The sequence below is a fragment of the Limimaricola variabilis genome, from assembly GCF_014195545.1.
Taxonomy (GTDB): Bacteria; Pseudomonadota; Alphaproteobacteria; order Rhodobacterales; family Rhodobacteraceae; genus Limimaricola; species Limimaricola variabilis.
On the sequence record NZ_JACIBX010000004.1, the window covers coordinates 42,540 to 68,140 of the forward strand.

At 69.8% G+C, this 25,601-nt stretch carries 18 protein-coding genes and 1 pseudogene; 6 read left to right on the forward strand and 13 right to left on the reverse strand.

The genetic code is table 11. From position 1 onward, the window contains the following. Positions 1-46 precede the first annotated feature (46 nt). On the forward strand, positions 47-1,048 hold the full coding sequence (locus tag FHS00_RS07120) for a GlxA family transcriptional regulator (protein WP_183471293.1): 1,002 nt from the start codon (positions 47-49) through the stop codon (positions 1,046-1,048). Positions 1,049-1,061: 13 nt separating this feature from the next. Here FHS00_RS07120 and FHS00_RS07125 read toward each other — a convergent pair whose 3' ends face one another. Then, positions 1,062-2,288 carry an aminopeptidase P family protein gene (locus tag FHS00_RS07125; protein ID WP_183471295.1) on the reverse strand — a complete coding sequence of 409 codons (1,227 nt, stop codon included), beginning with the start codon at positions 2,286-2,288 and terminating at the stop codon, positions 1,062-1,064. A gap of 114 nt (positions 2,289-2,402) precedes the next feature. Between FHS00_RS07125 and FHS00_RS07130 the strand changes: the two genes are divergently transcribed. Together FHS00_RS07130 and bhcR are read left to right on the forward strand one after the other, a co-directional pair. Continuing rightward, on the forward strand, positions 2,403-3,305 hold the full coding sequence (locus FHS00_RS07130; protein WP_183471297.1) for a LysR family transcriptional regulator: 903 nt from the start codon (positions 2,403-2,405) through the stop codon (positions 3,303-3,305). 246 nt (positions 3,306-3,551) lie between these two features. Continuing rightward, positions 3,552-4,379, forward strand: coding sequence for an HTH-type transcriptional regulator BhcR (bhcR, locus tag FHS00_RS07135; protein ID WP_183471299.1), 828 nt, complete (start codon positions 3,552-3,554; stop codon positions 4,377-4,379). A 30-nt stretch (positions 4,380-4,409) separates the two neighbouring features. Here bhcR and FHS00_RS07140 read toward each other — a convergent pair whose 3' ends face one another. Continuing rightward, entirely contained in the window at positions 4,410-6,803 is a 2,394-nt protein-coding gene (locus FHS00_RS07140; RefSeq protein WP_183471301.1) for a bifunctional diguanylate cyclase/phosphodiesterase, read from the reverse strand. A 137-nt stretch (positions 6,804-6,940) separates the two neighbouring features. Continuing rightward, the gene (locus FHS00_RS07145; protein ID WP_183471303.1) at positions 6,941-7,267 is read right to left on the reverse strand and encodes a PilZ domain-containing protein; all 327 of its coding nucleotides are present in this window, start codon (positions 7,265-7,267) and stop codon (positions 6,941-6,943) included. A 249-nt stretch (positions 7,268-7,516) separates the two neighbouring features. Between FHS00_RS07145 and FHS00_RS07150 the strand changes: the two genes are divergently transcribed. Beyond that, positions 7,517-8,446, forward strand: a complete 930-nt coding sequence (locus tag FHS00_RS07150) for a glycosyltransferase family 2 protein (protein WP_343064589.1) — start codon at positions 7,517-7,519, stop codon at positions 8,444-8,446. 6 nt (positions 8,447-8,452) lie between these two features. On the opposite strand, the gene FHS00_RS07155 is transcribed toward FHS00_RS07150, so the two are convergent. From FHS00_RS07155 to FHS00_RS07200, 10 genes and pseudogenes are all read right to left on the reverse strand, one after another. After that, positions 8,453-10,744, reverse strand: a complete 2,292-nt coding sequence (locus FHS00_RS07155; RefSeq protein ID WP_183471305.1) for a hypothetical protein — start codon at positions 10,742-10,744, stop codon at positions 8,453-8,455. Positions 10,745-10,852: 108 nt separating this feature from the next. Beyond that, positions 10,853-12,442 (reverse strand): exosortase E/protease, VPEID-CTERM system, encoded by a 1,590-nt coding sequence (xrtE, locus tag FHS00_RS07160; protein WP_183471307.1) that lies wholly within the window; start codon positions 12,440-12,442, stop codon positions 10,853-10,855. A 74-nt stretch (positions 12,443-12,516) separates the two neighbouring features. After that, complete coding sequence (locus FHS00_RS07165) at positions 12,517-12,732, reverse strand: hypothetical protein (RefSeq protein ID WP_183471309.1); 216 nt, start codon at positions 12,730-12,732, stop codon at positions 12,517-12,519. Positions 12,733-12,865: 133 nt separating this feature from the next. Continuing rightward, the gene (locus tag FHS00_RS07170) at positions 12,866-14,302 is read right to left on the reverse strand and encodes a hypothetical protein (RefSeq protein WP_183471311.1); all 1,437 of its coding nucleotides are present in this window, start codon (positions 14,300-14,302) and stop codon (positions 12,866-12,868) included. Between the two features lie 451 nt (positions 14,303-14,753). After that, positions 14,754-16,143: pseudogene (locus tag FHS00_RS17665) on the reverse strand (acyltransferase family protein). Next, positions 16,140-16,721 (reverse strand): acyltransferase family protein, encoded by a 582-nt coding sequence (locus FHS00_RS07180; protein ID WP_183471314.1) that lies wholly within the window; start codon positions 16,719-16,721, stop codon positions 16,140-16,142. Before FHS00_RS07180 ends, FHS00_RS17665 begins: the two are co-directional and overlap by 4 nt. 246 nt (positions 16,722-16,967) lie before the next feature. Beyond that, positions 16,968-18,143, reverse strand: coding sequence for a glycosyltransferase (locus FHS00_RS07185; protein WP_246391164.1), 1,176 nt, complete (start codon positions 18,141-18,143; stop codon positions 16,968-16,970). A gap of 4 nt (positions 18,144-18,147) precedes the next feature. Then, complete coding sequence (locus FHS00_RS07190) at positions 18,148-19,359, reverse strand: polysaccharide biosynthesis/export family protein (protein ID WP_183471316.1); 1,212 nt, start codon at positions 19,357-19,359, stop codon at positions 18,148-18,150. Then, positions 19,343-21,589, reverse strand: a complete 2,247-nt coding sequence (locus FHS00_RS07195; RefSeq protein ID WP_183471318.1) for a Wzz/FepE/Etk N-terminal domain-containing protein — start codon at positions 21,587-21,589, stop codon at positions 19,343-19,345. The genes FHS00_RS07190 and FHS00_RS07195 overlap by 17 nt, the downstream gene beginning before the upstream one ends. A gap of 70 nt (positions 21,590-21,659) precedes the next feature. After that, positions 21,660-23,108: a hypothetical protein gene (locus FHS00_RS07200; RefSeq protein WP_183471320.1), complete on the reverse strand. Its 1,449-nt coding sequence runs from the start codon at positions 23,106-23,108 to the stop codon at positions 21,660-21,662. Between the two features lie 194 nt (positions 23,109-23,302). Here FHS00_RS07200 and FHS00_RS07205 point away from each other — a divergent pair, with 194 nt between their 5' ends. Further along, complete coding sequence (locus tag FHS00_RS07205) at positions 23,303-24,694, forward strand: oligosaccharide flippase family protein (protein WP_246391166.1); 1,392 nt, start codon at positions 23,303-23,305, stop codon at positions 24,692-24,694. Positions 24,695-24,750: 56 nt separating this feature from the next. After that, positions 24,751-25,599 carry a sulfotransferase family 2 domain-containing protein gene (locus tag FHS00_RS07210; RefSeq protein WP_183471323.1) on the forward strand — a complete coding sequence of 283 codons (849 nt, stop codon included), beginning with the start codon at positions 24,751-24,753 and terminating at the stop codon, positions 25,597-25,599. Positions 25,600-25,601: the final 2 nt, after the last annotated feature.

Genomic DNA, 25,601 nt, shown 5'->3' on the forward strand with positions numbered 1-25,601 from the left:
CGAGCGGGACTGGATGGATGCGGCATTTCGACGTTATGTTTGCGACATGAACGACGCCTCCCTTCCGCTTTCCCGCCCCAGGCTGCGCGTCGGCTTTCTCCTCGCGCGGCGCTTCACGCTCTCGGCCTTCGCCAATTTCGTCGACGTGCTGCGGCTTGCCGCCGATGAGGGCGACCGGTCGCGGCCGATCCTGTGCAGCTGGCGGGTGATCGCCGAGGACCCGGCCCCGGTGCGGTCGAGCTGCGGCGTCACAGTCGGTCCGGAGGAACGGCTCGGCGATCCGGGCCGCTTCGACTACATCGTGGTGATCGGCGGGCTGATCGAAGAAGGCGGGCTGCCCCCGGCGGAAATCGACTTCCTGCGCCGCGCCGCCGCGAGCAAGGTGCCGCTGATCGGCGTCTGCACCGGCGCTTTCATCCTGCACCGCGCGGGGCTGATGCAGGGCTACCGCTGCTGCGTGAGCTGGTTCCACCACGACGACTTCCTGGAGCAGTTCGACGGGTTGGTCCCGGTTTCGGACCGGGTCTTCGTCGAGGATCGCGACCGGCTGACCTGCTCGGGCGGCGCCAGCTCGGCGCATCTGGCCGCGCATCTCGTCGACCGGCATATCGGCCGGGCGGCGGCGCGCAAAAGCCTGCACATCATGATCATCGACGAGGCAATGGCCGCCGATGATCCGCAGCCGGGCCTGCCGCTCGACCTCAAGACGCGCGACCCGCTGGTGCGGCGCGCGCTCCTGCACATGCAGCAGAACCTCGACGCCGCCCCCGGCGTGGGCGACATCGCCGCGCGGCTCGGCGTCAGCCGTCGCAAGCTCGAGCGGCACATGCGCGAGGCGCTCGGGCTGAGCCCGGCGGCGGCGTTCCTCAAGGTCCGCCTGGCCCATGCGCGTTTTCTGCTCGCCCGCCCCGATCACAGCGTCACCCGCATCGCCGCCGAGGCCGGGTTCTGCGACGTGTCGCACCTGATCCGGGTGTTCCGGCAGCACGAGGGCATGACGCCGGAGGCCTGGCGGCAGGCGAACGCCGCACAGCGCCTGCAGGTGTGACGGCGGGCCTGGGTCAGGCGGCCCTGGCCTTGCCCTTCACGATCAGATGCTCGGGCCCGTAGGGGAAGCCGGTGATGTTGCGGTTGCCCCCCTCCTCGATCACGAGGATGTCGTGCTCACGGTAGCCGCCGGCGCCGGGCATGCCTTCGGGAATGGTGATCATCGGCTCCATCGACACGACCATCCCCGGCTCCAGCACCGTCTCGCAATCCTCGCGTAGCTCCAGCCCCGCCTCGCGGCCGTAGTAATGGCACAGCACGCCGAAGCTATGGCCGTAGCCGAAGCTGCGATACTGCAGCAGGTCCTCCTCGGCATAGATCTCATTGAGCTCGCGGGCGATCTCCGAGCACTTCTTGCCCGGCACCAGCAGCGCCTTGCCGCGATCATGGACCTTGCAGTTGATCTCCCACAGGCGGAGATGCGCGTCGCTGGCCTCCTCGGCGAAGAGCGTGCGCTCGAGCGCGACGTAGTAGCCCGCGACCATCGGAAAGCAGTTGAGCGACAGGATGTCGCCGCGTTCGATCCTGCGGCTGGTGACCGGGTTGTGCGCGCCGTCGGTATTGATGCCCGACTGGAACCAGGTCCACGTGTCGAGCAGCTCCGCTTCGGGCCAGTTCCTTGCGATCTCGCGGACCATCGTGGCGGTCGAATGCAGCGCCACCTCGTGTTCGGGCACGCCCACGGCGGTCGCCTCGACGCAGGCCGCGCCACCGATATCGGCGATGCGGGCCATCTCGGTGATATGCGCGATCTCCTCGGCCGACTTGATCATCCGCAGCCGCATCGCAGCCCCCGCGATGTCGACGAAGGCGACGCCCGGGAACTCGGATTCGAGCTGGCCGAGAAGCTCGATGCTGACCTGGTCGTGCTCGATGCCGATCCGCCTGGCCCTGCCGATCAGCTGCCGCACCGCATGAAAGAAATTGTCCTTCTGCCAATCGGTATAGGTGACGTTTCCGCCGAATGTCCGGCGCCATGGCTGGCCGCCGTCGATGCCCGCGCTGATCGTCGTGGCGCTGTCGTGATCGATCACGAGGCCATAGCGGCGACCGAACTGGCAGTAGAGGAAATCGGCGTAGTAGTTGATGTTGTGGTAGGAGGTGAACAGCGCCGCATCCACGCCCGCTTCGGCCATGTAGGCCCGGATCGCGTCCTGCCGGCGCTGCATCTCGGCGGCGGAAAAGCTCGGCTTCGCCTTCTCGCCAATGCCAACATAGTTCTGAAGCCGTTCACGCTGCATGATCGCACCTCCATCCGCCGGTATTGAAACTGGCCCGAGGGTCCGGCGGATGGCGCCCCTTGTCAAAAGACGATAATTCATCCTCGTATGAGTTATTCTCATGTGGAGCTTCCGGTGTCGCTTCCCCCGCTGACCGCCCTGCGCGCCTTCGAAGCGGTGGCCCGCCTCGGCAGCTTCAACGCCGCCGCAAAGGCGCTCTTCGTCACGCAATCGGCCGTCAGCCATCAGGTCAGGCATCTCGAAAGCTGGCTCGGCCGACCGCTCTTCGACCGCTCCGGGGCGCGGCCGAAGCTGCTGCCGCCAGGCGAGGCGCTGGCGCGCGATCTCGGACTGGCGCTCGGCGGCATCGAGGCCGCCTGCGCCCGGGCCCGCGCCGGGGACGAGCGCCGAGCCCTGGTGATCGCGGCGATCCCATCCGTGGCGCTCTGCTGGCTGATCCCGCGGCTTTCGTCGTTCCGCGACGCGTATCCCGAAATCCCGGTGCGGATCATCTACGCGATCCATGGCCAGGGGATCGATTTCCGGGAGGTCGACCTCGCCTTCACCTATGCGCCTGCACCGCCGGTCCTGTCCGGCGCCCGCACCGAGCCGTTCCTGCCGGGGATCAGCGTGCCGGTCTGCAACCCGGCAGTCGCCGCCGGGCTGTCGCGGGACATTGGCCCGGCCGAGGCCATGCTGCAGGCCGGTCTCCTGCACGACACCGACACCTCCGGCTGGGCTGGCTGGCTCGCCCGTGCCGGGCTGGAAACGGGGACGCCGCTCGACGGCCCGGTGTTCGAGGATTTCAACCTCCTGCGCGTGGCGGCGCTGGCCGGACAAGGCATCGCGCTCTGCCCCGCCGCCATGATCCGCGACGACCTGAAGCACGATCGCCTGGTCCAGCTGTCGGAGCAGACCGCCCGCGACGGCTACGGCTATTACCTCCACGTCGCCGAGGCCGCCGACCCGGCCATGGGTCCGGCACGAGACGTGTTTCGCGATTGGGCCCTCGCGATGCGCGACGCGGATAAAGCGTGAAGGATTACAGCACTTAGAGGGTCGAACCTGACGCAGTCGCTCAACTACGACGGCTCATCCTGCCTGCCTCAGCGGCTGATCCGAAGACGACCGCTCAGGCGCCGGTTTTCTCACGTTTGTTTTCACCTTGCCCACGACCCGCCCCTGTAGGACGTCGCAACATGGCAAACTGTCCGCTCTGGCGCTTTGATATGGGCGCCCATACCGCATTAAGGTCAGGGCCATGACCGCAGGGAGGCCGCAAGAATGGAGACCGAACCCTTGACGCCGCGCCGCCGGGGACGACCGCGCGGGAGCATCAAGGATACCAAGCCCGCACCGGTCAAATCCCTCGATCGGGCCATCGACGTGCTGGAGAGGGTCGGGGCCGGGGGCACGTCGCTGTCGCAGCTCGCCGCCGATCTCGATGAATCCCCCGCGACGCTCTACCGGGTCCTGCTGACGCTGGAGGCCCGCCAGCTCGTGGAGTTCGAAGAGGATGGGCAGATCTGGCATGTCGGCCCCGGCGCGTTTCGCCTCGGCTCGACCTTCCTGCGCCGCACCAACCTCGTCGACCGCGCCAGACCGATCCTGCGCCGCCTGATGGAAACCACCGGCGAGACCGCCAATCTCGGGGTCGAGCGCGACGGCCGTGTGCTGTTTCTCAACCAGGTCGAGACCCACGCCCATATCCGCGCCTTCTTCCCGCCGGGGACCGTCTCGGCGATGCACGCCTCCGGGATCGGCAAAGCCTTGCTCGCCGCCTTCGAAGCCGCGCGGCGCGACCGCATCCTCGACGCCTACCCGCTCGAGCGGTTCACCCCGCGCAGCCTCACCGAGCGCGCCGCGCTGCTCGAGGATCTCGAACGATGCGCCGCGCGCGGCTACGCCGTCGACGATCAGGAACGCAACGAGGGCATGCGCTGTCTCGCCGCCGCGGTGCACGACGCCCAAGGCGAGGCGGTGGCCGGAGTGTCCGTATCCGGCCCCGTGGCGCGGCTCGCCGATACCGACCTGCCGCGGCTCACCGAGGCGGTGCGCGATGCGGCGCGGCAGCTGACGACGGCGATCGGGGGCGTCGCGCCGAAAGGGTGACCCGCCGCCCGGCAGCGGCGGGGACCCGGCTCATTCCGCCGCGATGTGGTCGGCGGCGGCGGCATCGGCGAGCAGCGCGGTGGCGCGGGTGCCATCCATCGGGCGGCCCAGGAAGAAGCCCTGCGCCACGTCGCAGCCCAGCTCCATCAGCCGGGTGATCTGTTCGGAGCTTTCGACCCCTTCGCCGACCGCGCCGACCGACAGCTCGCGCGCCATGTTGGTCACCGCCTGCGCCACCGCCCAGGCCTTGTGATCCTCCTGCGCCACATTGACGAAGCTGCGGTCGATCTTGATCTGGTCGAGCTCGAAATCGCGCAGATGGGTGAAGGAGGAGTAGCCGGTGCCGAAATCGTCCATCGCGATCTTCACCCCCATCGCCCGCAGCGCGATCAGGTTGCGCGCGAGATGCGCGCCGTCGCGCACCAGCGCTGTCTCGGTCAGCTCGAGCGTCAGGCGCTGCGGCGCGAGATCATGCGCGGCCAGCGCCCGGCGCACCACCTCGACGATCGAGGGCAGCCGCATCTGCATCGGCGAGACGTTGACCGCGACATGCACCTCTTCGGGCCATTCGGCGAGCTGGCGGCAGGCCTCCTCGATCACCCATTCGCCGATCTGAACGATCATGCCGTTCTCCTCGCTCAGCGGGATGAACTCGGCCGGGGAGACCAGCCCGCGCAGCGGGTGGTCCCAGCGGATCAGCGCCTCGAAGCCGAGGATCGCGCGGTCGGAGAGCCGGCAGATCGGCTGGTAGTCGAGCCGGAACTCGCCGCATTTCAGCGCCTGTGTGAGGTCGCTCTCCATCTGCCGCCGGGCCAGCGCCTTCTCCATCATCCCGTCCTCGTAGAACTGGATCCGGTTGCGGCCGAGGCTCTTGGCCCGGTAGAGGCCGAGATCGGCGCGCTGCAGCGCCTCGGAGGTGTTGGTGGCGCCGTCGATCAGGCTGGCACCGATGCTGCAGCCGATGCTGATCTTGTGGCCGTCGACGTCGAAGGGCCGGCTCAGGCTCTCGATGATGGCGCGGCCGATCTCGGTCGCCTCGACCTCGCCGGCGCCATCGAGCACCACCACCATCTCGTCGCCGCCGAGGCGGAACACCGTGGCGCCCTTGCCGGCTGCGTCGAGCAGCCGCCGCGCCACCTGCACCAGGAGCCCGTCGCCGACCGGATGGCCCAGCGTGTCGTTGACCACCTTGAAGTGATCCAGATCGAGCATCAGCAGCGCGCGCGGCGTGGTGTCCTCCATGATCGCGGCCATGTGGTCGCGGAAGCTGCGGCGGTTGGGCAGGCCGGTCAGCGCGTCGTGGAAGGCCATATGCGCGATCTTAGCCTGGGCGGCGCGGTGCTCGGTGAAATCGTCGAAGGTCAGCACCACCTCGCCGGTGGGCACGCCGCGGCTGGAGATGCACAGCACCCGGCCATTGGCGAACTCCTCCTCGCTGCGCAGCATCTCGGTGCCGCGCATCCGCTCCAGATGGGTGTCGACGATCGCCGAAAAGCGGGCCTGCTCCCAGGCGCGGCCCGCCTCGATGACCTCGACCAGCCGCTCGATCCGATCGCCTGCGACGACCGAGCCTTCGGCAATGCCGAACAGCTCGTAGCAACGGTGGTTGATCGCGGTGATCGACCGCTTTTCGTCGACCATCACCAAGGCGTTCGACATGTTCTGCAGCGCCGCGACGAAGGACGCCTCCTTGCGGGCGACCTCCTGACGGGCACTGCTGAGCCGACGGCGATGCACCATCGCGGTGATCGCGGCGTAGCACAGCGCCAGCGTGGTCAACGCGGTGAAGCTCGACAGCAGCTGCCGGTCGATCCCCTCGCCCGCCGCGCCGCCGATGATCTGCAGCCCCATGCCCGATATCGCGGTGAAATGCAGCGTGCAGACCCCGAGCACGAGGCCGGTGCCGCGCGCCCAGCGGGCGGCGAGGCCCATGCCGCTGACCGCCATCGCGGGCGCGAAGAAGGCCATGCCGAACAGCATCGCCAGCACCGTGCTGCCGATCTCATGGTGCATCGGGTTGTGCATCGCCGCCATGCCGGTGAAGTGCATCGCCCCCACCCCGGCACCGGCCACCGCGCCCAGGCCTGCGCGGGCCCAACGCGCGCGCTGCAGCGAGGCCAGCGCCAGCGGGACGCCGACCCCGATCACCCCGACCAGCGCCGACAGCGCCGTGATGGTCGGATCATAGCCCACCGCCGCGGCGGGGCGGTAACCGATCATCGCGATGAAATGGGTGGTCCAGACCCCGCCCCCGGCGACCAGCGCGATCCAGAGCAGCGGCACGAGGCGTCGACGCCCCTGATTCAAGCTCACTTGGCGCATCAACAGCACCAGGGTCAGGGCCATCCCCCCGCAGACCACCGCCGCCATCGCGACAAAGAGCGGGTGGGTCTGCACAAGACCCTGAAGAATCGTCGAAAACATGCCGTAGGCCCCCAGATCAATTGGGCCGACGCTGCCCGCCGACTAAGACCGAAACATGGCCAAAGCGGCATGATCATGGGTATTTTTCCGGGAGATGCCGCGGCGTCACTACCGCCGCGTCCCGGATCGCGCCACAATCAGCGCAGTTCGCGGAAGCCGTGATGCCCGCCGGCGCCGCCACGCATCTGGCTGGCCATCACGCCGCGCAGCGCGGCGAGATCCTCTGCACCCAGTGGTTGCAGGAACTCGACCCCGACATAATGCTCGTTCGACCAGACGACCCGCGCCTTGATACGGCGATAAAGATGGCACAGCGTCACATGGGTGTCGTTCGTCAGTGCCGCGATTCCACGCAGCCGCGCGCCGGTGGGGCTGATGTCGACAAGCCGGGCCCGGTGCTGCGTTCCCTCATGCTCGACCCCGAGCTCGCTGTTGGCCGGATAGCGAGGCGCGCGGTAACGCATGATCAAGTCCAATCTATTCAAAGGCTTCGGTCAATCCTACCGCATCAAGCCGGGAGGGGCCAGCTATCCAAGGGTCGATAATGGAGATGCCTGCCGATTGGGACTTTTCCGCAAGGGCTGATCAGGCGTCACGCGGCGCTGCGCATTTTAAGGGCTCCGCGTGGATCAGCGACGATTTTCGCTTGTGCTGAAGGCCGCAGGGATCGACATTAACTCCCGTATTACGAGTGTCAAAGTCAGGTTCAGACAGTGCTTACAGACCAGCCACGAATCGCCGTCGTCATCTGTTCCCTCGGGCGCCCCGAGATCGTCCGCAGCCTGCTGCCGCATCTGCTGGCGCAGACCTCGCCGCCCCGGGAGATCGTCTTTGCCGTGACCGGCCCGGCGGACCTACCCGCCGATATCGACTGGGCCGGCTTTCCGGTGCCGGTGCGCGTCATCACCTCGCCCAAGGGGCTCTGCGTTCAGCGCAATCGCGGCCTCGACGCGGCCGTGGACGAGAACGACATCATCGTGTTCTTCGATGACGACTTCGTGCCGAGCCGCTTCGCGCTCGAACGCATCGCCCGGGCCTTTGCCCTGTTTCCAAAGGTCTCCGGCCTCACCGGGCGGGTGCTGGCCGACGGCGTCTGCAGCGGTGGCATCGAGGCGGAGGCGGCGGCGCGGATGGTCGCGGACTGGGATGCGGACCAGACCGATCCGGGCGCCGATCCGAAGATCCTCGCCTCGGGGCTGGTCGGGCTCTATGGCTGCAACATGGCCTTCCGGACCAGCGCGATCGGGGGGCTGCGCTTCGACGAAAGGCTGCCGCTCTACAGCTGGCTCGAAGATGTCGATTTCGCCAGCCGCGTCCCCGGCGAGAAGGTCCGCAGCGACGCGCTGGTCGGCGTGCATTGCGGCGTCAAGGCCGGGCGCGAGCGCAACGGGAGGTTGCTCGGCTACAGCCAGATCGCCAACCCCTACTACCTGTTCCGCAAGGGGTCGGTGCCCCTGGCCTTCGCGCTCAGGCTCGGGCTGCGCAACACCGCCGCCAACCATCTGCGCGCCGCCCGACCCGAGGACTGGATCGACCGGCGCGGACGGATGCGCGGCAACTGGGCCGCGATCACCGATATCCTGCGCGGCCGCTCCGCGCCCGAGCGTGTGCTGAACCAAGTCGCGCCCCCGCAGGCGGGCTGACCCCGCTCAGAATAAGATGTCGCCGTCCAGCGCGTCGTATTCCGCCCGGGAAAAGGCCTGAAGAACGATCTGTCCGCCGCCCTCGATGTCGATCAGGGTGCTGCGCCCGCTCGAGCCGAGGAAGCCGACCTCGTAGCTCGCGCCGCGCAGGTCGATCCGATCCTCGGCCGAAAAGTCGTGGATCACGTCACGCCCGTTCTCGATCACGTCGAGGACGAAGATATCGGCGTGGCGCGGACCGCTGCGGCCCATGTCGCCGCGCAGCCAGTCGTCGCCGAGGCCCAGGAGCAGCACATCCGCGCCGATATCGCCATAGAGGCGGTCATCGCCATCTCCGCCATCGAGCCGATCGTCGCCGCCGCGCCCCTTGAGCACGTCGTGCCCGGCCCCGCCGAAGACGAAATCGTCCCCCCGTCCGGCCGAGATCACGTCATCACCGGCCAAGGCGCGGATGATGTCGGCGGCCTGACTGCCGGAGAGCCGGTCGTCGGCGTCCGTGCCACGCAGCTCGGCACCGACGGGGCTCTCGCCAAAGCCTGTAACCGGTGTCGGCGACGGCGACGCGGATGACGCGGCCATCTCGTTGCCGTCGATGATGTCGCTGTTGCGGTGCAGCGCCCGCAGCTCGGCCTCGCTGCGATCCGCGTCGGCCTCGAAGAGCCGGATGTGGCGGCGGGCCACGTCGCCATCGGCATTGCCATTATCCTCGACCACGAAGTCGAGCCGGTCGCCCTTGCGCAGCATCAGCCCCCGCAGGGTAACGTCGCCCGCGCCCTCGATCACCACGCGCTGCAGCTCGACCCCGTTGAGCCGGACCGAAACCGCGATGCCGTCGGCGCTCTTGGCGCCCACCGCATAGCTCGCCGCAATGTCGACCGGGCCGTCGGCCTCGGCGACGTACCGGTCGACGGGGTTGCGGTCGTCGCGGCTGGCGCGGCTGAAATCGGCGCCGCGCAGCTCGGCCGCGTCGATCCGCAGCGGCCGGGTCCAGCGCGAACCGAGATAGGGGTTCCAGCTTTCGTCGGCGCGCTCCTGCCCGCCCATGATCTCGACCTGCTCGATGCTGCTGCCGCGGGCCGTGACCTTCTCGATATGCTGCGACCAGCCACCATCGCCGGATTGCTGCAAATCGAATTCGAGATGGCTGTCGGCGATCACGCCGCCGCCTTGGACCGCGAGGCCGCGCGCCTCGACGAAGATCGGCTCCACCCCGATCCGGTCGGGGGGCGCGATCTCCCGGCCAAAGAGGTCATGCACCACGATATCCTCGCCCGAGAGGTGGAGCGTCTGCGGCGCGCCCCAGATCACGAACTTGCCGGGGTCGAGTTCGTAGACGCGCAGCGTGCCATCTGCCTCGACGCGCCGGGCCGACCCGGTTTCGAGCATCGTCTGCAGATGCGCAAAGGTCGCGGCAGTGTCGTTGGGGGCCTGCACCCGGTCGAACAGCCCCATCTCGGGATGAGCCGAGCGATCCTCGTCATAGAGCGAATACCAGGCCGCCGAGTCGATGCCGTGGCTGGCCAGCGCGGCGGTCATCTTCACCAGATGCGCCGCCTTGGCCGCCGCGCCGCCGGCGAGGGCCGACTGGCCGAACTCGGTCACCAGCAGCGCCGGGCGCTGGTCCGCCGGCAGCCGGTCGAGCACGGCGTCGAGCGCGTCGAGCGCCTCGCTCGCGGCCTCGGCGCTCAGCCCGTAGGGGTGAAAGCTCAGCGCGTCCATATGCGCAAAGGCACCGGCATCGGCGAGGTGCTGCACGAAGCCGGTCGGCACGGAATGCAGCCCGGCGCCGATGATCTGAACCTCGGGATGGCTCTCCCCGACCTTGTCGGACACCGCCTGCAGGAGCCGCGTCAGCAGCGCCGCCTTGTCGGCGAGGCTGCCGGACGCGGCCTCGCCCGAGACGAACTGCGTCGACAGGCTGTTGAACTCGTTGCCGATCTCGATCCGGCCCAGCCCCGGGAACCGGTCCAGCACCGCGACCACGAAATCCGCAAAACCGTCGATCGCCGCCGCGTCGGAGGCCCATTTGCCGCCTTGGTAGTTCAGGTTGCCCTGCGGCAGCAGCGTCAGGATCGGGTCGCCGCCGGAGGCCAGCACCTCGTCGAGGTAGCGGCTGCGCGGATCGCTGAAATCATAGCTGCCGGGCGTCGCCTCGACCCGGTGCCAGTTGAGCCCGTCGCGGATGAAATCGGCCCCGATCATGGCGAGATCCGAGCCCGGCGTGTCGTCGTACCGGCCGCCCTGCCCGTACCGTGTGGCCACACCGAGGGTGAATTGAGATCCGCTCTGAAAGGTCATGCCTGCTCCGCCAAGTCGTGAACAGTGGCGGTTGTCCGGGCGGATTGTGGCAAGAATGAGATGGATCATGGCCCCTCGGCGGGTGCCCGCCGGGGGTTTGAATCGCCTTCAGAGCAGTTCGGACCGCCGCAGCAGCAAAGCCGCGAGCGCGATCAATGCGTTCGCCGCCATATGGGCGAGGATCGCATCCCCCAGCGCGCCGCGCCGCCGGGCCAGCGCCGCGAAGACCAGCCCGGCAAGCGCAGCGGCGATCCAGCGGTCGTGCAGCGCCGCGAAACACGCGGTGCTGACCGCGAGGCCGAACCAGAGCCGCGCCGGGGCTGCGCCCGGCGGCGCGATCCGGCCCAGAAGGTAGCCGCGAAAGAACAGCTCCTCGACCACTGGCACGAGCACCGCCATTCCGACCAACCGGAAGACGAGCCACGCCCCGCCGACCAGCGCCGGAGTCGCGCCTTCGGGCGGCGGCGCGGCGGTGACGATCCAGGCCGCCCCGACCGCAAGCCCGGCGGCGAGCGCGACCGGGTCCAGCCCGATCCGGTGCCCGCGCAGCCCGGGCCAGACGAAGGCCAGCGCCACGGCCATCGCCAGCGCCCGGAGCGGGTAGGCCACCGCCGGCTCGGCGAAGAAGGCGGAGACCAGCAACCCGCTGGCCATGAAGGCGGCGAAGGGCAGCAGCTGCGCCACCTCCGGGTCCTGCCGGAACGGCAGCGGCGCGCCCCGGCGCGGCGCGGCCAGCGGCACCGCCCGACGGCGCAGCCCCGGCAGCGCATGCGCGGCCAGCATCATCGCGCAGGCCAGCAGCACGAAGCTCAGCCAGCCGGCATTCGAATGGAACGCCCCCACGGCGAGATCGGGCGACGCTTCGGCGCCGAGCACCATCAGCACCGCGATCCGCAGGATGTTGAAGCCGAAGCTGACCACGAGGCCGAGCGGGAACAGCCAGAAGACGCGCGGAAAGCGCAGCTCGCGGCGAAAGATCACCATGTAGATCGCGAGAAAGACCGAGATCAGCGCGAAACCCTCGATGCCCGAGCAGCGCTTGCCGACCTCGACCACGAAGCCGTCGATGCCGATGATGCGCTCATGCGGGAACAGCAGCACGTCGTAGCCGAGCCCGCCGAGCAGCGCCGTCACCGCGTCGAAGGTCAGGCCCGACAGCAGTTCGAGCCGCCAAAGCGGCTGCAGAAGGTCCGACAGTTCCGGCAGCAGAGCGCCCAAGGCCAACGCGGGCAGGATCGCCGCCCATCGGCCGTGCAGCGCCCGGCGCCAAACACCCGCCGGGGCGATGAGGCCCAGCAGCCCAGCCGCCGCAAGTCCGGCCCCGCCAACCCATGACAGCAGCGCCGCGCCGAAGGCGACCGGGCCGGCGCCCTCGGACAGGAATCCCCATGGCAGCAGCGCCACCAGCACACCGGCCGCATGCAGCGCCAGCGGTCGCCGCCAGCCCTGCCCGGATCGCGCCGGGAGCCGCAGCGCCAGCGCGAGCAGGCCGATCACCAGCGCCATGCCGCTGGCGCGCGGCACGATCCGCGACAGCCCCTCGCACAGCGCCGCGGGCGCGCTGTCCCGACAGGTGAAGGCGAAGCCGTGCTTGTAGAGCAGGCTGGCGAGGATGAAATCCGCCAGCACGAGGCCGCACAGCAGCGGCACGCGGCCGATCGGCCCGTGGCGCGGCAACCTAGTCGCCCGGATGAGCATGGGTCTCTCCTGTCGTCATCGGGGAAGGAGGGGCCGCGCCCGACCCGCTCGGGGCGGGGCGCGGCCGGTTGCGCTCAGGCGGCGCGGCGGTGCCGTTCCCAGACGATCAGCACGATCGCCGCCAGCGCCGCGAGGGCAGCGCCGCCCTGCAGCGCGTCGATCTCGGGCACCCGGGTGATATCGCAACTCGGCAGGGTCGGGTTGGTGGCGCAGACCGAGGCGAGAGCCTGGCCCGGCAGGGCCGCCGCGGCCCCCAGCGTCGACAGGGTGGTGAGGAGGTGTTTGCGCATGTGATCGCTCCTTGCATGCAGCGGTCGGGGGCCGCCTTGGTCCGGCGGATGCGGGGCGCATCCGCGCGCGCGGGCGGGGTCCCCGATGCCCCCCGCCCGTGGCCTGCGGCGCGGGCGCCGCCGGCCGCTGCCGTCACAGGATCAGGCAATCCTGCTCGAGCATTTCGAAAGCCAGGCCGACGACGAAGGGCTGGTGGTTGCCGTCGCTCTCGGCCGCGGCCGTCGGCTGCAGGATCAGGCCGACCAGATCGTCCGCCCCCGCCTCGAAGCCGTCGCCCTGGGCCAGCGCCATGTCGTAGATCTTGCGGGCGTTGGCGGTCTTGCCGAAGGCGGGAAAGACTTCGTTGACGAAGACGAAATCGTCGAGCAGCCCCCAGATCGCGCCCTGGATCTCGGCCTGGGTAAAGGTGCCGCCGCTGACGTTGGACATCGCGGTGAAGTCCTGGTTGAGGATCCAGTTCACCTCGTCGAGATGCTCGGGCCGCTGCACCGTTCCGGCCGGGATGCTGTCGGCATCGGCGAGATACATCTCGAAGGCGATAGTCTGGCCGATGTCGAACGGCTCATGGGCCGCCGCGCAATAGGCCGCGTCGATGGTCAGCCCGTCGAGGCGCGCGTCGCCGGTGCCGGTGATCGTCAGGTCGTAGAAGGCCGACCCGGCGGTATCGAGCGTCACCTTGAACAGCCCGCCCTGCGGCAGGCTCGCCTCGATGGTGTCGAGCGTGTTGAGCGCGCCGTGCAGTGTGACGTCGACCCGCGCGGTGTCGAAGCCGCCGGCGCCGTTCGAGATCTCGTAGACGAAGCTGTCGACCGCGGTGCTGCCGATCAGCAGATCGCCCGCCGCGACGCTGGCGCCGTCGACATCATAGGTGCCGGTGGCGCTGTCATAGCGCAGCGTGCCGTCTTGGGTGAGGGTCACCACCGCGCCGCTGTCGAGCGTGACGCTGTCGCCCGTGGCCAGCGCGACGCCCGCGACCCGCACCACGCCAGCCGCGCCGATGTCGTTGGCCAGCACGTCGAGCGTCACGCTCTCGGTGGCGCAGAGCGCGCCCGCATCGTCCTGCGCGTCCGCGATCCCGCCGGCCATGCCCGCGAGCTTGAGCGAATCCTCGCGGCTGCCCTCCGGTCCGACCGAAGTGAGCCGGACGCCGAACCGCATCTGCGCGATCAGTTCGAGCGACAGGTCCCCGGCCGAGGAAGACAGGGTGAAGCCGGTCTGGTCGATGTCATCCTTGCCGATGCCCGGCGTGCCGAAGGCGATGCCGGCGTCGAAGCCGTTGCCCTTCTTGGTCAGGGCGCCGTTCATGTTGGCGCCGTTGCCGAGATCGGTGACGGCGTCGCGGGCGAAGCGGCTGGTGGTGACGTCGGCGCCGCTCACCGAGAGGCCGCCGAGCAGGGCGCTGTCGGCGACGTCGAAGAACAACCCGCGCAGATCGGCCTGCGCGCCGCTCTCGTCGAGCGTGACGTCGAAGCGCAGCGATACGATCCCGGTCAGCGGATCGGTGATCTCCTCGACCCGGATGATCGTGCCGACATCACCGGGGATGGTGAAAACTAGTGAACGTCCCATTGGCGGCTCCAGAACTGGTAAAATGACAGGGCCGGGCCGCGGGCCGAGGGCGACCCGCCGCGCATCGCCGGGGCGGCCGAAGGGATAGGCCGCCGGGTTTCAGGATTGTCGCGTACGCCCGCGAACGGGTCCGCCACGGGGGCGGGCCGTCGGATGGCGCTATGATACCGGTCGTCTCCCTCGCAAACTCACACCCCACCTGCCCCGGGTTGTGCCTCGCTCGGCGCGGCCTTCTCTCCGGGGGATCTCCAAACAACGGACCGGATGAAGGAAGGGACAGAACACTCGTTAAACACGTCCCGCGACACGAAAAAATGTGGCGGAAACAAGGCGACTATGGCCGGGCCATTTTCGCCCTGTCAATTGGCTGTATGGCTCGTCCGCGCCGCGCCGCGTTGCCGGTACTCGGACGTGGCAGATCGGTCGATGAGCGAGCCATCCACATCGGCCCCTACCCTTCGATCATCGCGTCGAGGCGCGGCATCAGCATGCTCAGCAGCGCCTCGGCACCATGGCCGTTGAGGTGGTTGTCGTCGAAATAGAGCGGCCGGTCGCCGCGCAGCGCCGGGCAGCGGCCATCGGCGCAGAGCGCGCGGCGCGGGCGCAGCACCTCGACCCCGGGCAGCGCCTCGAGCGGCTCGACCGTGTCGATCGCCATCGCGCAGCGCCCGCGCGTTGAGATGGCGCGGGATGTCCCACGGCATCGTCGGGATCTGCGACACCAGCAGCACCGACTTGCCCGCCGCCGCATAGGCCGCGATCTCGCGCCGCAGGGCGGTCCCGATCGCCGCGACCCGCGCCGCCGGCATCGGCCCGTAATCCTCGCCGTAACAGAGGTCGCCGCAGCCGAGGTAGCGGGACCAGTTGGCGGAGATGACCACGATCTCGATCTCGGGCGAGGCGATGATGTGCTCGCGCGCCTGCACCACGAACTCGGCGCAACCGCGCGCATCCTCGGGCAGCGCGACCGGCAGGCAGGCGTTCCACAAGAAGGCCTGCACCGCGAAGCCCTCCTCACCGGCCCGCTCGCTGGCGCGCCAGAACAGCTCCTTGCCATGGCTGTCGCCGATGAAGGCGACGGTCGGCCCGGCCGTCTCGCCAAAGACGCAGTAGCCGTCGAAGCTCTCCGGCAGGCTGTTGCCGCAGCTGTCGCGATAGGGGCTGACATCGGTCTGGGCGCTCGCCAGCAGCAACCGCGTCTCGTCGAGCCGGCCCGGCAGGCCGCCTTGCAGATGCACCGCCATCCCGGCGGCGATCATCGCCGCGAGGCCGGCGCCGCCGAAACCGAAGACCGCGCCGCGCCCGATCCGGGCCCGGTCGCGGAACGGCGCCTCGATCACCGCCCAACTCGCCCAGGCGATCAGCAGCGTCGCGGCGATCATCGCGCCCCAGCCCCAGCCGGGCAGGTCGCCGACCAGCAACCGGGTGAAGACGAAGAGCGGTTGGTGCCACAGATAGGCGCTGTAGCTGACCAGCCCGACCCCGACCATCGCGCGCAGCGTCAGCAGGCGGTAGGCCAGCGTGCCGGGCGCCGCGAAGGCGATGATCGCGCAAGCGCCGAGCACCGGCAGCAGCGTCGGCAGGCCCGGGTTCGGCGTGGTGTCGTCCCACAGGAGATAGGCCGCGAGGATCGCCACGAGACCAGCCATCGACAGCGCGTCGAGCAGCCATGCCGGGCGCCGCGACCGCCACTCCGCCGCCCCGCCCCAACAGGCCAGCATCGCCCCGGCGAGCAGCTCCCAGCCCCGGCCCAGCGGCATGAAGAAGTTGCTGTCGGGCGCGACGCCGGTGCCGTGCAGCGCCCAGCCGAAGCTCGCGAGCGCGAGCGCCGCGAGGATCATCGCGACCCGCCCCGGCGCCAGCCAGGCCAGCCCGCCAGCAGCAGCGGGAACACCAGGTAGAACTGTTCCTCGACGCTGAGCGACCAGGTGTGCAGCAGCGGCTTGAAGTCGCCGGCGCGCAGGAAATAGCCGTTCTCGGACGCAAAGAAGACGTTGGACAGGAACGATCCGGTGGCGACCATGCTCTGGCCGAAATCGCGGAACTCCTTGGGGAGCATGACGATCCAGGCGGCGACGAAGCTGACTGCGACGACCACGAACAGCACCGGCAGGATCCGCCGGGCGCGGCGCTCGTAGAAGTCGATGATCGAGACCCGCCCCTCGCGGTCGAGCTCGCGCAGCAGGATCGCGGTGATCAGGTAGCCGCTGATGACGAAGAACACGTCGACCCCGAGATGCCCGCCGCCGAGGCCCGCGAAGCCGGCATGGGTGAACAGCACCGGCAGCACGGCGAGGGCGCGCAGCCCGTCGATCTCGGGCCGGTAGGCGAGCGCCGGGCGAGCCTTCGCCAGGCTGGGCGCGATCAGGGGGGCCGGACCGGCCTGCGCCGGTCCGGTCTGCACTGCAAGCTCGGACATGGGAATACCTTGATAACGAGAGTCACTGGTCTACGTGGCAACCAATAGGTGTATCCACCTCAGGTTGAAACCCATGCTATGCGGTTTTCCCGCGCCCGCGATCGCCTTCTGCCGCGATCTGCCACGGCAATCGGCAGCCCGCCGCGCTTTGCGGCGGATCGCGATCGGTCATGCAGAAACGGCGCCTCCAAGGAGACGCCGCAACCATCGCTTGCAAGTCAGGGAGCCGGCGACGCCGACTGATGGTCAGATCGCGCCGAGTTCGGCCAGCGAGGCGCGAATGCCCTCCTGGAACCGCGCCTCGTTGAACCCGGCGGCGTGGCGGACCAGCGCCGCGGGGTCGGCCTGGCCGAGCCCGGCCGCCTCGAAGGCCTCGACTGCCGCCATCAGCCCCTCGACCGACTGGTCGCGGAACAGCAGCCCCGTCTCGCCGTCGATCACCGTGTCGCAGGCCCCGCCCCGGCCATAGGCGATCACCGGCCGCCCCGAGGCCATCGCCTCGACCGGGATGATCCCGAAATCCTCCTCGCCGGGGAAGATCAGCGCCTTGCAGCGGGCCATGTGCGATTTCAGCGTCTCGAACGGCACCTTGCCGAGAAACCGGGTCTTCGGTCCCGCCTGGCGGCGCAGCTTCTGCATCGTGGCGTCGGGGCCGCCGATCACCACGAAGGGCCGGTCGAGCCGGCGCATCGCCTCGACCGCGAGGTCGGGCCGCTTGTAGGGGGCGAGTTCGCCAGCCCAGAGGTAGAAATCGCCGACCTCCTCGCGCGCGACCGGGGCGAAATCCTCGACCGCGACGGGCGGATGCACGACCCGCGCCTCGCGGCGCCAGTATTTCGAGATCCGGTCGGCGACGTGGTGCGAATTGGCGGCAAATCCGTCGACCCGCGCGGCGCTGCTCACATCCCATTGCCGCAGCCGGTGCGCCAGCATCGGCATCATCGCGCGGGTCACCAGCCCCGCGCCATCCCGATAGACGTGGTACTGGTCCCACAGATACCGCATCGGCGAATGGCAATAGCACAGATGCGGCGCGTCGGGCGGCGCGATCACCCCCTTGGCCGGGCCCGCCTCGCTCGAGATGACGATGTCGTAGCCGGTCAGGTCCACCTCCTCGAGCGCGCGCGGCATCAGCGGCAGGTATTTCTGGTAGGCCCGCGCCGCGAAGGGCAGCCCGGCGATGCGCGTGGTGACGATACGGTGTCGGCGCAGCGTCTCGGAGAGACGTTCGGGCACCGCGACATGGGTGACGATGTCGGCCTGCGGAAACATCCGGCACAGCGACTCGAGCACCCTCTCGCCGCCGCGCATGCCGACCAGCCAGTAGTGGATGATGGCGACGCGGGGCTCCGGCCGGGGCCGGTGACGGGGTGCCGGGCGCATCGGCGCGGCGGTTTCGGAACGGGGATAGATGTCATGCATGGGGTCAGCCTTCGCTCGCCAGGCGGGTTACCTCGACCCGGACGGCATCGCCCGGGCGCAGCGGGGTCGCGGCATCGGCATCCGCGCGGATCTCGCCGCTGCGCCCGTCGATCACCGCGTAGTCGACCTCGAACAGGCCGTCATCGATCAGCGCCGAGAGATTGCCGTCCGACAACAGCGCGGACTGGGTCTCGGCGGTGCCATAGCGGATCCGCAGCGCCGCGAGCTGGTCGCGCGCGGCGCGCAGCTCGACCAGCAGTTCCTCGCGCCGGTTGCGCAGGAAGCCGTCGCGGCCGCGCCGCGCCTCGGAGATGCCGCGCTCGATCCCGGCCAGCGCCGCCTGCAGCTCGAAGGTGCGGGACTGCGCGTCGCTGACGGTCCGCTCGGCGGTGTTGAGCGCGTTGGTCGTGGCCAGCCCGCGTTCGGCCAACGACCGGGCGGCCTCCAGCTCGGCGCGCTGCGCCTCGGCGATCCGGTCCTGCAGCGCCATCCGCTCCTCCAGCAGCGTCTTCTGGCGGGTCAGCGCCGCGATCTCCTCGTCCCAGCCCGCGACCAGCTCGGCGCTGCGGGCGCGGGCGTTCTCGAGGATCGCCTGCTGGTCGGCCAGCGCCGCCTCGAGCCCGGCGGTGTCGAGCGCCGGGACCGCCCGGCGCAGCTCCGGGCCCGCCACGACCTGCGGTGCGGCGTCGTCCAGCTCGGCCTCGAGCCGGGCGATCCGCGCGGCGGTCGAGGCCATTTCGCGGCGCAGCCCGAGCAGCCCGCCCTCGATCTCGGCGCGGGCGCGCATCAGCTCCAGCCGGTTGGTGCCGCGGGTCTCCGAAATGCCGCCCGACAGCCCGACCGCGACCTCGACGGTCAGCTGCGGCAGGTAGTCGAGCCGCCCGGGCGTGGCGACGTCGCCGGTGACCATCACCGGCGCGTAGCTGTCGATCGCGATGTCCACGTCGGGCGCGACGAAGATCCCGGCCTCGGCGACCGCGGTCTCGATCGCCGCCTCGGCGTCGTCCAGCGTCAGCCCCGCCACGGGCACGCCGCCGACGCTGCGGATCCGGACGCTGCCATCGGCGCCGACCTGCATCACCACCGGCGCGTCGCTCGGCGACAACGCCAGCTGCACCCGGTCACCGGCGGTGAGCCGGTAGGGCTCGGCGCTCGCGACGCTGCCGGCCAGCAGCACCGCCAGCGCGAGGGCCGTGCGCTCAAGCGCCATGGACATAGGAATACTCCGCCGCATGCCGGACCCCCTCCTCGCGCAGATCGGTCATCGTCATCACCAGCCCGGCCGGCTCGATCTGCATGTCGCGCAGCCGTTGCAGCGCGTCGCGCAGCTGGCCCGCCGTGGTCGCCCGGTGGCGCAGCGCCAGCAGCACCGCCTCGGCCTCGCCACAGCAGATCAGCGACTCCGAGCCCGAGAGCAGCGGCGGCGCGTCGATCACCACCCGGTCGTAGCGGCGGCCCAGCTCCTCGAGCAGCGCCCGCACCGCGCCAGGCGTCAGCTCGCCGCCCGGCAGCGGCGCCGGGGTCAGCGTGGTCAGCAGGTCGAAGCCCTGATCGGGCAGCGACCGGATCGCCGCGTCGAGGCTGCAGCGCCCCTGCAGATAGGCCGGCAGATCGTCGCCGCCCGCCAGCTCCAGCGCCCGCCGCAGCGGCGAGCGGCGCATGTCGAGATCGAGCAGAAGCACCCGCCGCCCGGCCTTGGCCTCGAGAAAGGCGAAGGCGAGCGCGGTGCAGGTCTTGCCGTCGCCGGCCAGCGGCGAGGTGAAGAGCACGCTGCGCGGCGGCCGTTCGCCGCGCGGCCCGTTGAGCACCGCGCGAAGCTGGCGGATGCGGTCGGCGAAGACCTGGTGCGGCGATCGCGCCAGCGCCTCGAGCATCCGGTCGCAGCCGCGCCAGCGGCCGCGCGGCAGCGCCGCCAGCACCCGTACGCCGGTCGCCCGCTCGACCTCGCGCGGCAGGCCGAAGCCGCGCCGCATGAACACCGCGAGGAAGGCGAGCACCAGCCCGATCGAAAAGCCGACCACCCCGCCGAAGACAGTCATCAGCTTCGGCCGTGGCGCCGAGGGGCCGCCGGGCACCACCGCCCGCTCGACCAGCCGGGCATCCGGGCTCTGGAACTGCTCCACGGTGCGGGTCTCGTTGAAGCGGGCCAGCGCGTCCTCGTAGGTGCGGCGCGCCGAATCCGCCTCGCGTTCGAGCTGGCGCAGCTCGATCGAGGCCTGCGAGACCGAGGCCTGCCGGTCCTCGAGCGCGGCGAGGCTGTCGCGCAGCGCGCTCTCGCGGGCGCGGGCGACGGCGAGGTCGTTGTTCAGCCCGGCGACGATGGCGCCGATCTCGCGACGCATGTCGCGGTCGATCAGCTCGATCTGGGCGGCGATGCGCTGCCGCTCGGGATGCTCGGGCCCGTAGAGCGATGAGAGGTCGGAATCCTGGCGGCGCAGCTGCGACAGGTCCTGGCGCAGGGTCAGCACGAAGGGCGAGCTGACCAGCTCGGCCGCCGCGTCGATGCCGTCACGCTCGATCACCCGCGCGATTTCGTTGTGACGGCCAAGCGCCGTGGCGGTGTCGGCCTGCGCCATGGCGAGCTGGGTGTTGAGCTGCATCTGCTGCTGGGTGATCGCCTCGAGCGAGATGCCGTCGCCGCTCAGCTGGGCGGCGCGCGCCTCCTCGACCCGGGTCTCGGCCTGTTCGAGCTGGCGGCGCAGATCCTCGGCCCGCTGGCCGAGCCAGGTGGTCGCCGCGCGCATCGTCTCGCCCCGGTCGCGCAGCGAGCGGGCGATGTACTGGACGGCGATCTGGTTGGCGAGCCGGGCCGCGATCTCCGGCGAGATGGTCTCTACCGAGATCTTGATCACGTAGGAATCGCCCGACCGCCAGATCCGGGTGCTGCGCCGGATCTCGCCCACCAGATGGCGGCGGCGCTGCTCTTCGGGCGACAGGGCGTTGGCCGGCGGCACGGCGGCCACCTCGGTCCCGGCGTCGGCTTCGGGCTGCGGCCGGACCCGGTCCAGCAGACCGCCGATCGCACCGCGCAGCGCGTCGATCGGCCCGGGCGCGGCCTCGGGCGCGTTGGCGGGGTCGAGCGGCGCCAGCAATTCGGGCTCGAGACTGTCGATCACCTCCTCGAGCAGCAGGTTCGACATCAGCACCGCGACCGCCGATTCCATCAGCCCGTCATTGAGATCGGGGTCCGAGACCACCGACTCCTGGGCCATGACCCGCACCGTGCGCGGGTCGAGCATCAGGCTGCTTTGGGCGGTGTAGAGCGGCGTCTGCCGCGACACCATGACATTGGCTAGAAGGGCACCCAGCAACATGCAGGCGAGGACGATCCATTTCTTTCGCCACAGGGCCGCGAACAGCGCCCCGAGGTCGATCCCGTCATCGTCGAATTGCGTGTTGTCCACCGGGCGGGCCAAGGGGCGCGCACTGGTCAATCTCTGTTCCACTTGTAAATCCGGACGGCCATCCCCGAGCAGGGACGACCGGTTCAATCGCTAACGAAACCAGCATGCCGCGTCATATGCTGCGCTGCAACATCGAACTTGCGGATCGCAGCCCTGCACGCGCCGTCCGGGGCATCGGCATCACGGCCCTGCTCAATCCGAAGGCAAGCCCGGCCATGGCGTAGAAGAAGGAGTCGAGATTGGGCGTCGGCTGGCTCAGCAGCGCTGAAAGCAACTGTGCCACGCAGCCATATTTGAAGCCGCGGATCAGCGCGTCGCGATCGTCCCGCCTGGCATCGACGCCGCCCGCGCGCAGCAGGAAAAGCCGGGCAAGGAAGGCCAGCAGCAGCGCCGTGCCGATGATCCCGGTGCTGCCGAGCGCGGCAAAGATCCAGCTCGACGCGCGCATCGAGCCGAGCCCGGTGCCGAGCAGGTTGGTGTCGATCAGGTTGCGCAGCGCCTGGGTGTTCCAGCTCATCCGCTCGACCCCGGAATCGGTCTCGAGCTTGTCGAAGAGCGACCGGTCGACAAAGGCCTGGAAGCCCGGCACCATCTCGTAGGTGAGGTAGAGCGCGTAGACCACCACCGGCAGCAGCGCGAGGAACCCGACCAGGAGCGCCGCGCCGCGCCGCGACAGCAGCCCGCCCACATTGCTCATCAGCGAGACCAGCACGAACAGCCCGCAGAAGGCCAGCGTCGCCACATAGGTCGAGGAGGAGGTGCTGCGCAGCACCACGAACACGCTCAAGAGCAGCATCACCGGCACCAACCGGCCGCGCCGGCTGCCGCTGATCCAGTAGCTGATCCAGAACCCCATCAACCCGACCGAGTAATAGCCGAAGGCCGAGGCCTCTGGGAAACCGCCGACCATCCGCTTCATCCCGGCCATGCGGTGGCCGATCGCCATCGCGTAGTTGGCGGTGCGGAACGGCTCCATCAGCGCCTCGAGCCCGGCGGCGTAGCTGAGGATGTCGGCCAGCCCCAGCGCGACGTTGATGGCGGTCGCCACCACCATCAGCCGCAGCACGTAGCCGATGTCGGGCCGCCGCGAAACCAGCGCCGCGCAGGTCGCGAAGATCATCAGGCCGAGCATCAGCCGGTACATCTGCGAGATGTTGCCGTTGCCGGGCCGCAGGAGGGTCAGCACGATGCCGTCGGCATTGGCGCTGCGGCCGATGCCGAACACCTCGACATCGCCTGCAAAGAGCCGCGGCAGAAACGCGCTGGCGACGGCGGCGTAGAGCAGGAACAGCAGCAGGAACACGCCGGGCGTGCGGGGCATGAAAGCCGCGGCCAGCCGGGCGGGATGGGCGTCGCGCCCCAGCAGCACAAGGCCGAACAGCGCCGCGACCGCGACGTCGATGACGGTGATGGAGGTGCCGCCGAGCGCCGGGAGGTTGATCGCGGCCATGGCGCCCATCGGCGTCACCGCGAAAAACAGAATCAGCCCGCGATAGGGGCCCCTGGCGGCGATCAGCGCCAATATCGCAAATGCGACAATAGTACTCGAAACAAACTGCATGGCTGTCCTGTGGGCATCCAGCCGGCATCGGGACACGGATTCGCGATTTCCCGGCAAGCTCCTCTGTAACAGTTTGATCCGATGCGTCATAGTCGGGGGCGACGACTTAGTGACGAGTGTTTGTTTTGAGTGTTTTTTCAATGACGCGCCCCTTCGGGCCGCGTGGTCGCCGTATCGCGTTCGCCGGATTCGCCATGACGGCCAGGGGACTCGAACAGGTCTACCTGCTGGTCGTGATGCTACTCGCCGCGCGCTTCATGCTGCCGGCGGAATACGGCGTTTACAGCATCGCCGTCATCTTCGTGACGCTGATCCAGACGCTGACCTATACTGGCTTCTACCATTTCATCATCACCTCGCCCGCCGATGACCGGCCGGTGCTCGACACCGGCTTCTGGATGCTGTTCGCGCTCGGCGCGGGCGGGGCGGCGCTGCTGTCGGCGCTGGCCATGCCGCTGGCGCAGCTCTTCGAGGCGCCGCAGCTCGCCCTGGTGCTGACCCTGCTGGCGCTGGCGCAGCCGCTCGCCTCGCTCGAGGCGTGGTTCGCGGCGATGATGCTGCGCCGGCAGGCGGTGAACCGGCACTTCATGGTGATGTTCGCCCAGAACGCCGTCGGCCTCGTGGTCGGGGTGACGCTGCTGTGGATCTGGCAGTCGGTCTACGCGCTGGTGGTGTTCCGCTATGCCAAGCTCCTGGTCAGCATCTCGCTCTACGCGCTGGCCTCGCGCGCCTGGCCGGGCCTCTCGTTCAGCGCCGCGCTGGCGCGCCGGGCCACGATGTTCTCGGGCGGGCTCTACGGCGCGCAGGCGATGGGCTTCCTGTCGCGCTACGGCGCGGATCTGGTGCTGGGGGTGATGTTCACCACCGCCGAGGCCGGTCTCTATCGCTTCGGCAACCGCGTCGCCTCGGGCGCCACCGACGTCGTGGTGCAGCCGATGCGCAGCTTCGCCCAGACCCAGTTCGGCGCGGCCGGGCGCAAGGGGCTGCCGATGGACGAGCAGCTCGCCCGCTTCGCCGGCACGGTGACGGTGCTCGCGGGCGGCATCGCCATGGTGATCGTCACCTTCGCCGCCGACATCGTCGAGCTGGTGTTCCAGCCCGCCTATCTCGCCGCGATGGTGGTGACGCAGGCGCTCGCGGTGCGCGCGGTGCTGGCGGTCGGGCCGTTCCTGCTCGAGCCGGTGGCGGCGGGGCTGGGGCGGACCGGCATGGTGATGCGCTACAACATGTTCGGCGCGGCGGTCTCACTCGCGGCGGTCTTCGCGGCGGCGCCCTTCGGTCTCGCGGTGCTGGCCTGGTCGCAGGCGGTGACCGGCGGTCTGCTGACGCTGGGCGCGATCGCGGTGATCGGCCGCTCGGGCGGGCTGCGCACCGGCCCGGCGCTGCAGCGCTTCGGCCTCGCGCTGCTGCTGACGCTGGGCTACGGCGCGGTGCTGCACCTGATCCGCCGCGCCACCGCCGAGGTGATCGCCGATCCGGTGACGGCGCTGCTCGCGGGCCTCGCGCTGGGGGTGCTGGCGGGCTTCGCCGCGATCGCCGTGGCGGCCCGGCTGCGGGTGTTCCAGCTCGCCGCCTTCTCCGGATAGAGCCGCCGTTTTTTCCTTCTTTTCCAGTGATGTGTTTTACCAGTTGGAGACGCCACGTGAAGTACTCAGCCGACAAGAACCTGTTCTTCGTCCAGGTCCCGAAATGCGCCGGCCTGTCGATCTATCGCGGCCTCGACCCGATCGCGGATTTTCCATGGGCGGCCTTCGCCCGCGACAACGGCCTATCGGAGGCCGAGATGCGCGCGCGGGTCACGCCCTTCGGTTATCCGCATGATCGGCTGGGCGAGATCCACCAGGCGCATATTCCCCTGCCGATCCTCGCCCGGGACTTCCCGCGCTGCTTCGCCCTGCTCGCGCGGAGCACCTCCTTCGCGGTGCTACGCGACCCGCGCAGCCGCTTCGTCTCGGCGCTGCGCCAGCACCTGCGCGAATTCGACGGCATTGGCGCGCTCAGCATCACCGACGACATGCTGCGCGCCGCCGCGATCCGGGTGCGCGACTGGCTCGCCCATCGCGAGGTCTTTGCCGATCTGCGCTACATCCACTTCACCCGGCAGAGCGACTACGTGATGCTCGACGGGCGGCAGGTCGTCGACCGGCTGTTCGCGATCGAGGACCTGCCCCGGCTCGAGGCCTGGCTGCATGACAGCTACGGAGCGCCGCGCTTCCTGGCGGCCCCGACCAATCAGAGCCGGCAGCCCAAGCGCTGGTTCCGCCACGCCCAGCCGGTGGTCCGCGCCCTGTCGCGCAACGTCCTGCCGCAGCCGCAGCGCGCCGCGCTGCGGCCCCTCTGGCTCCGGAGCGGGCTCTACGAGACCGCGTCGCAGGGCTACGACCGCCTCGCCTTCGACGCCGAGACCGAGGCCTTCATCGCCGAGCGCTATGCGCAGGATGCCCGGCTGCACGCCGCGGCGCGGCGTCACCCTCTCTCGAGCGCGGCGTGATC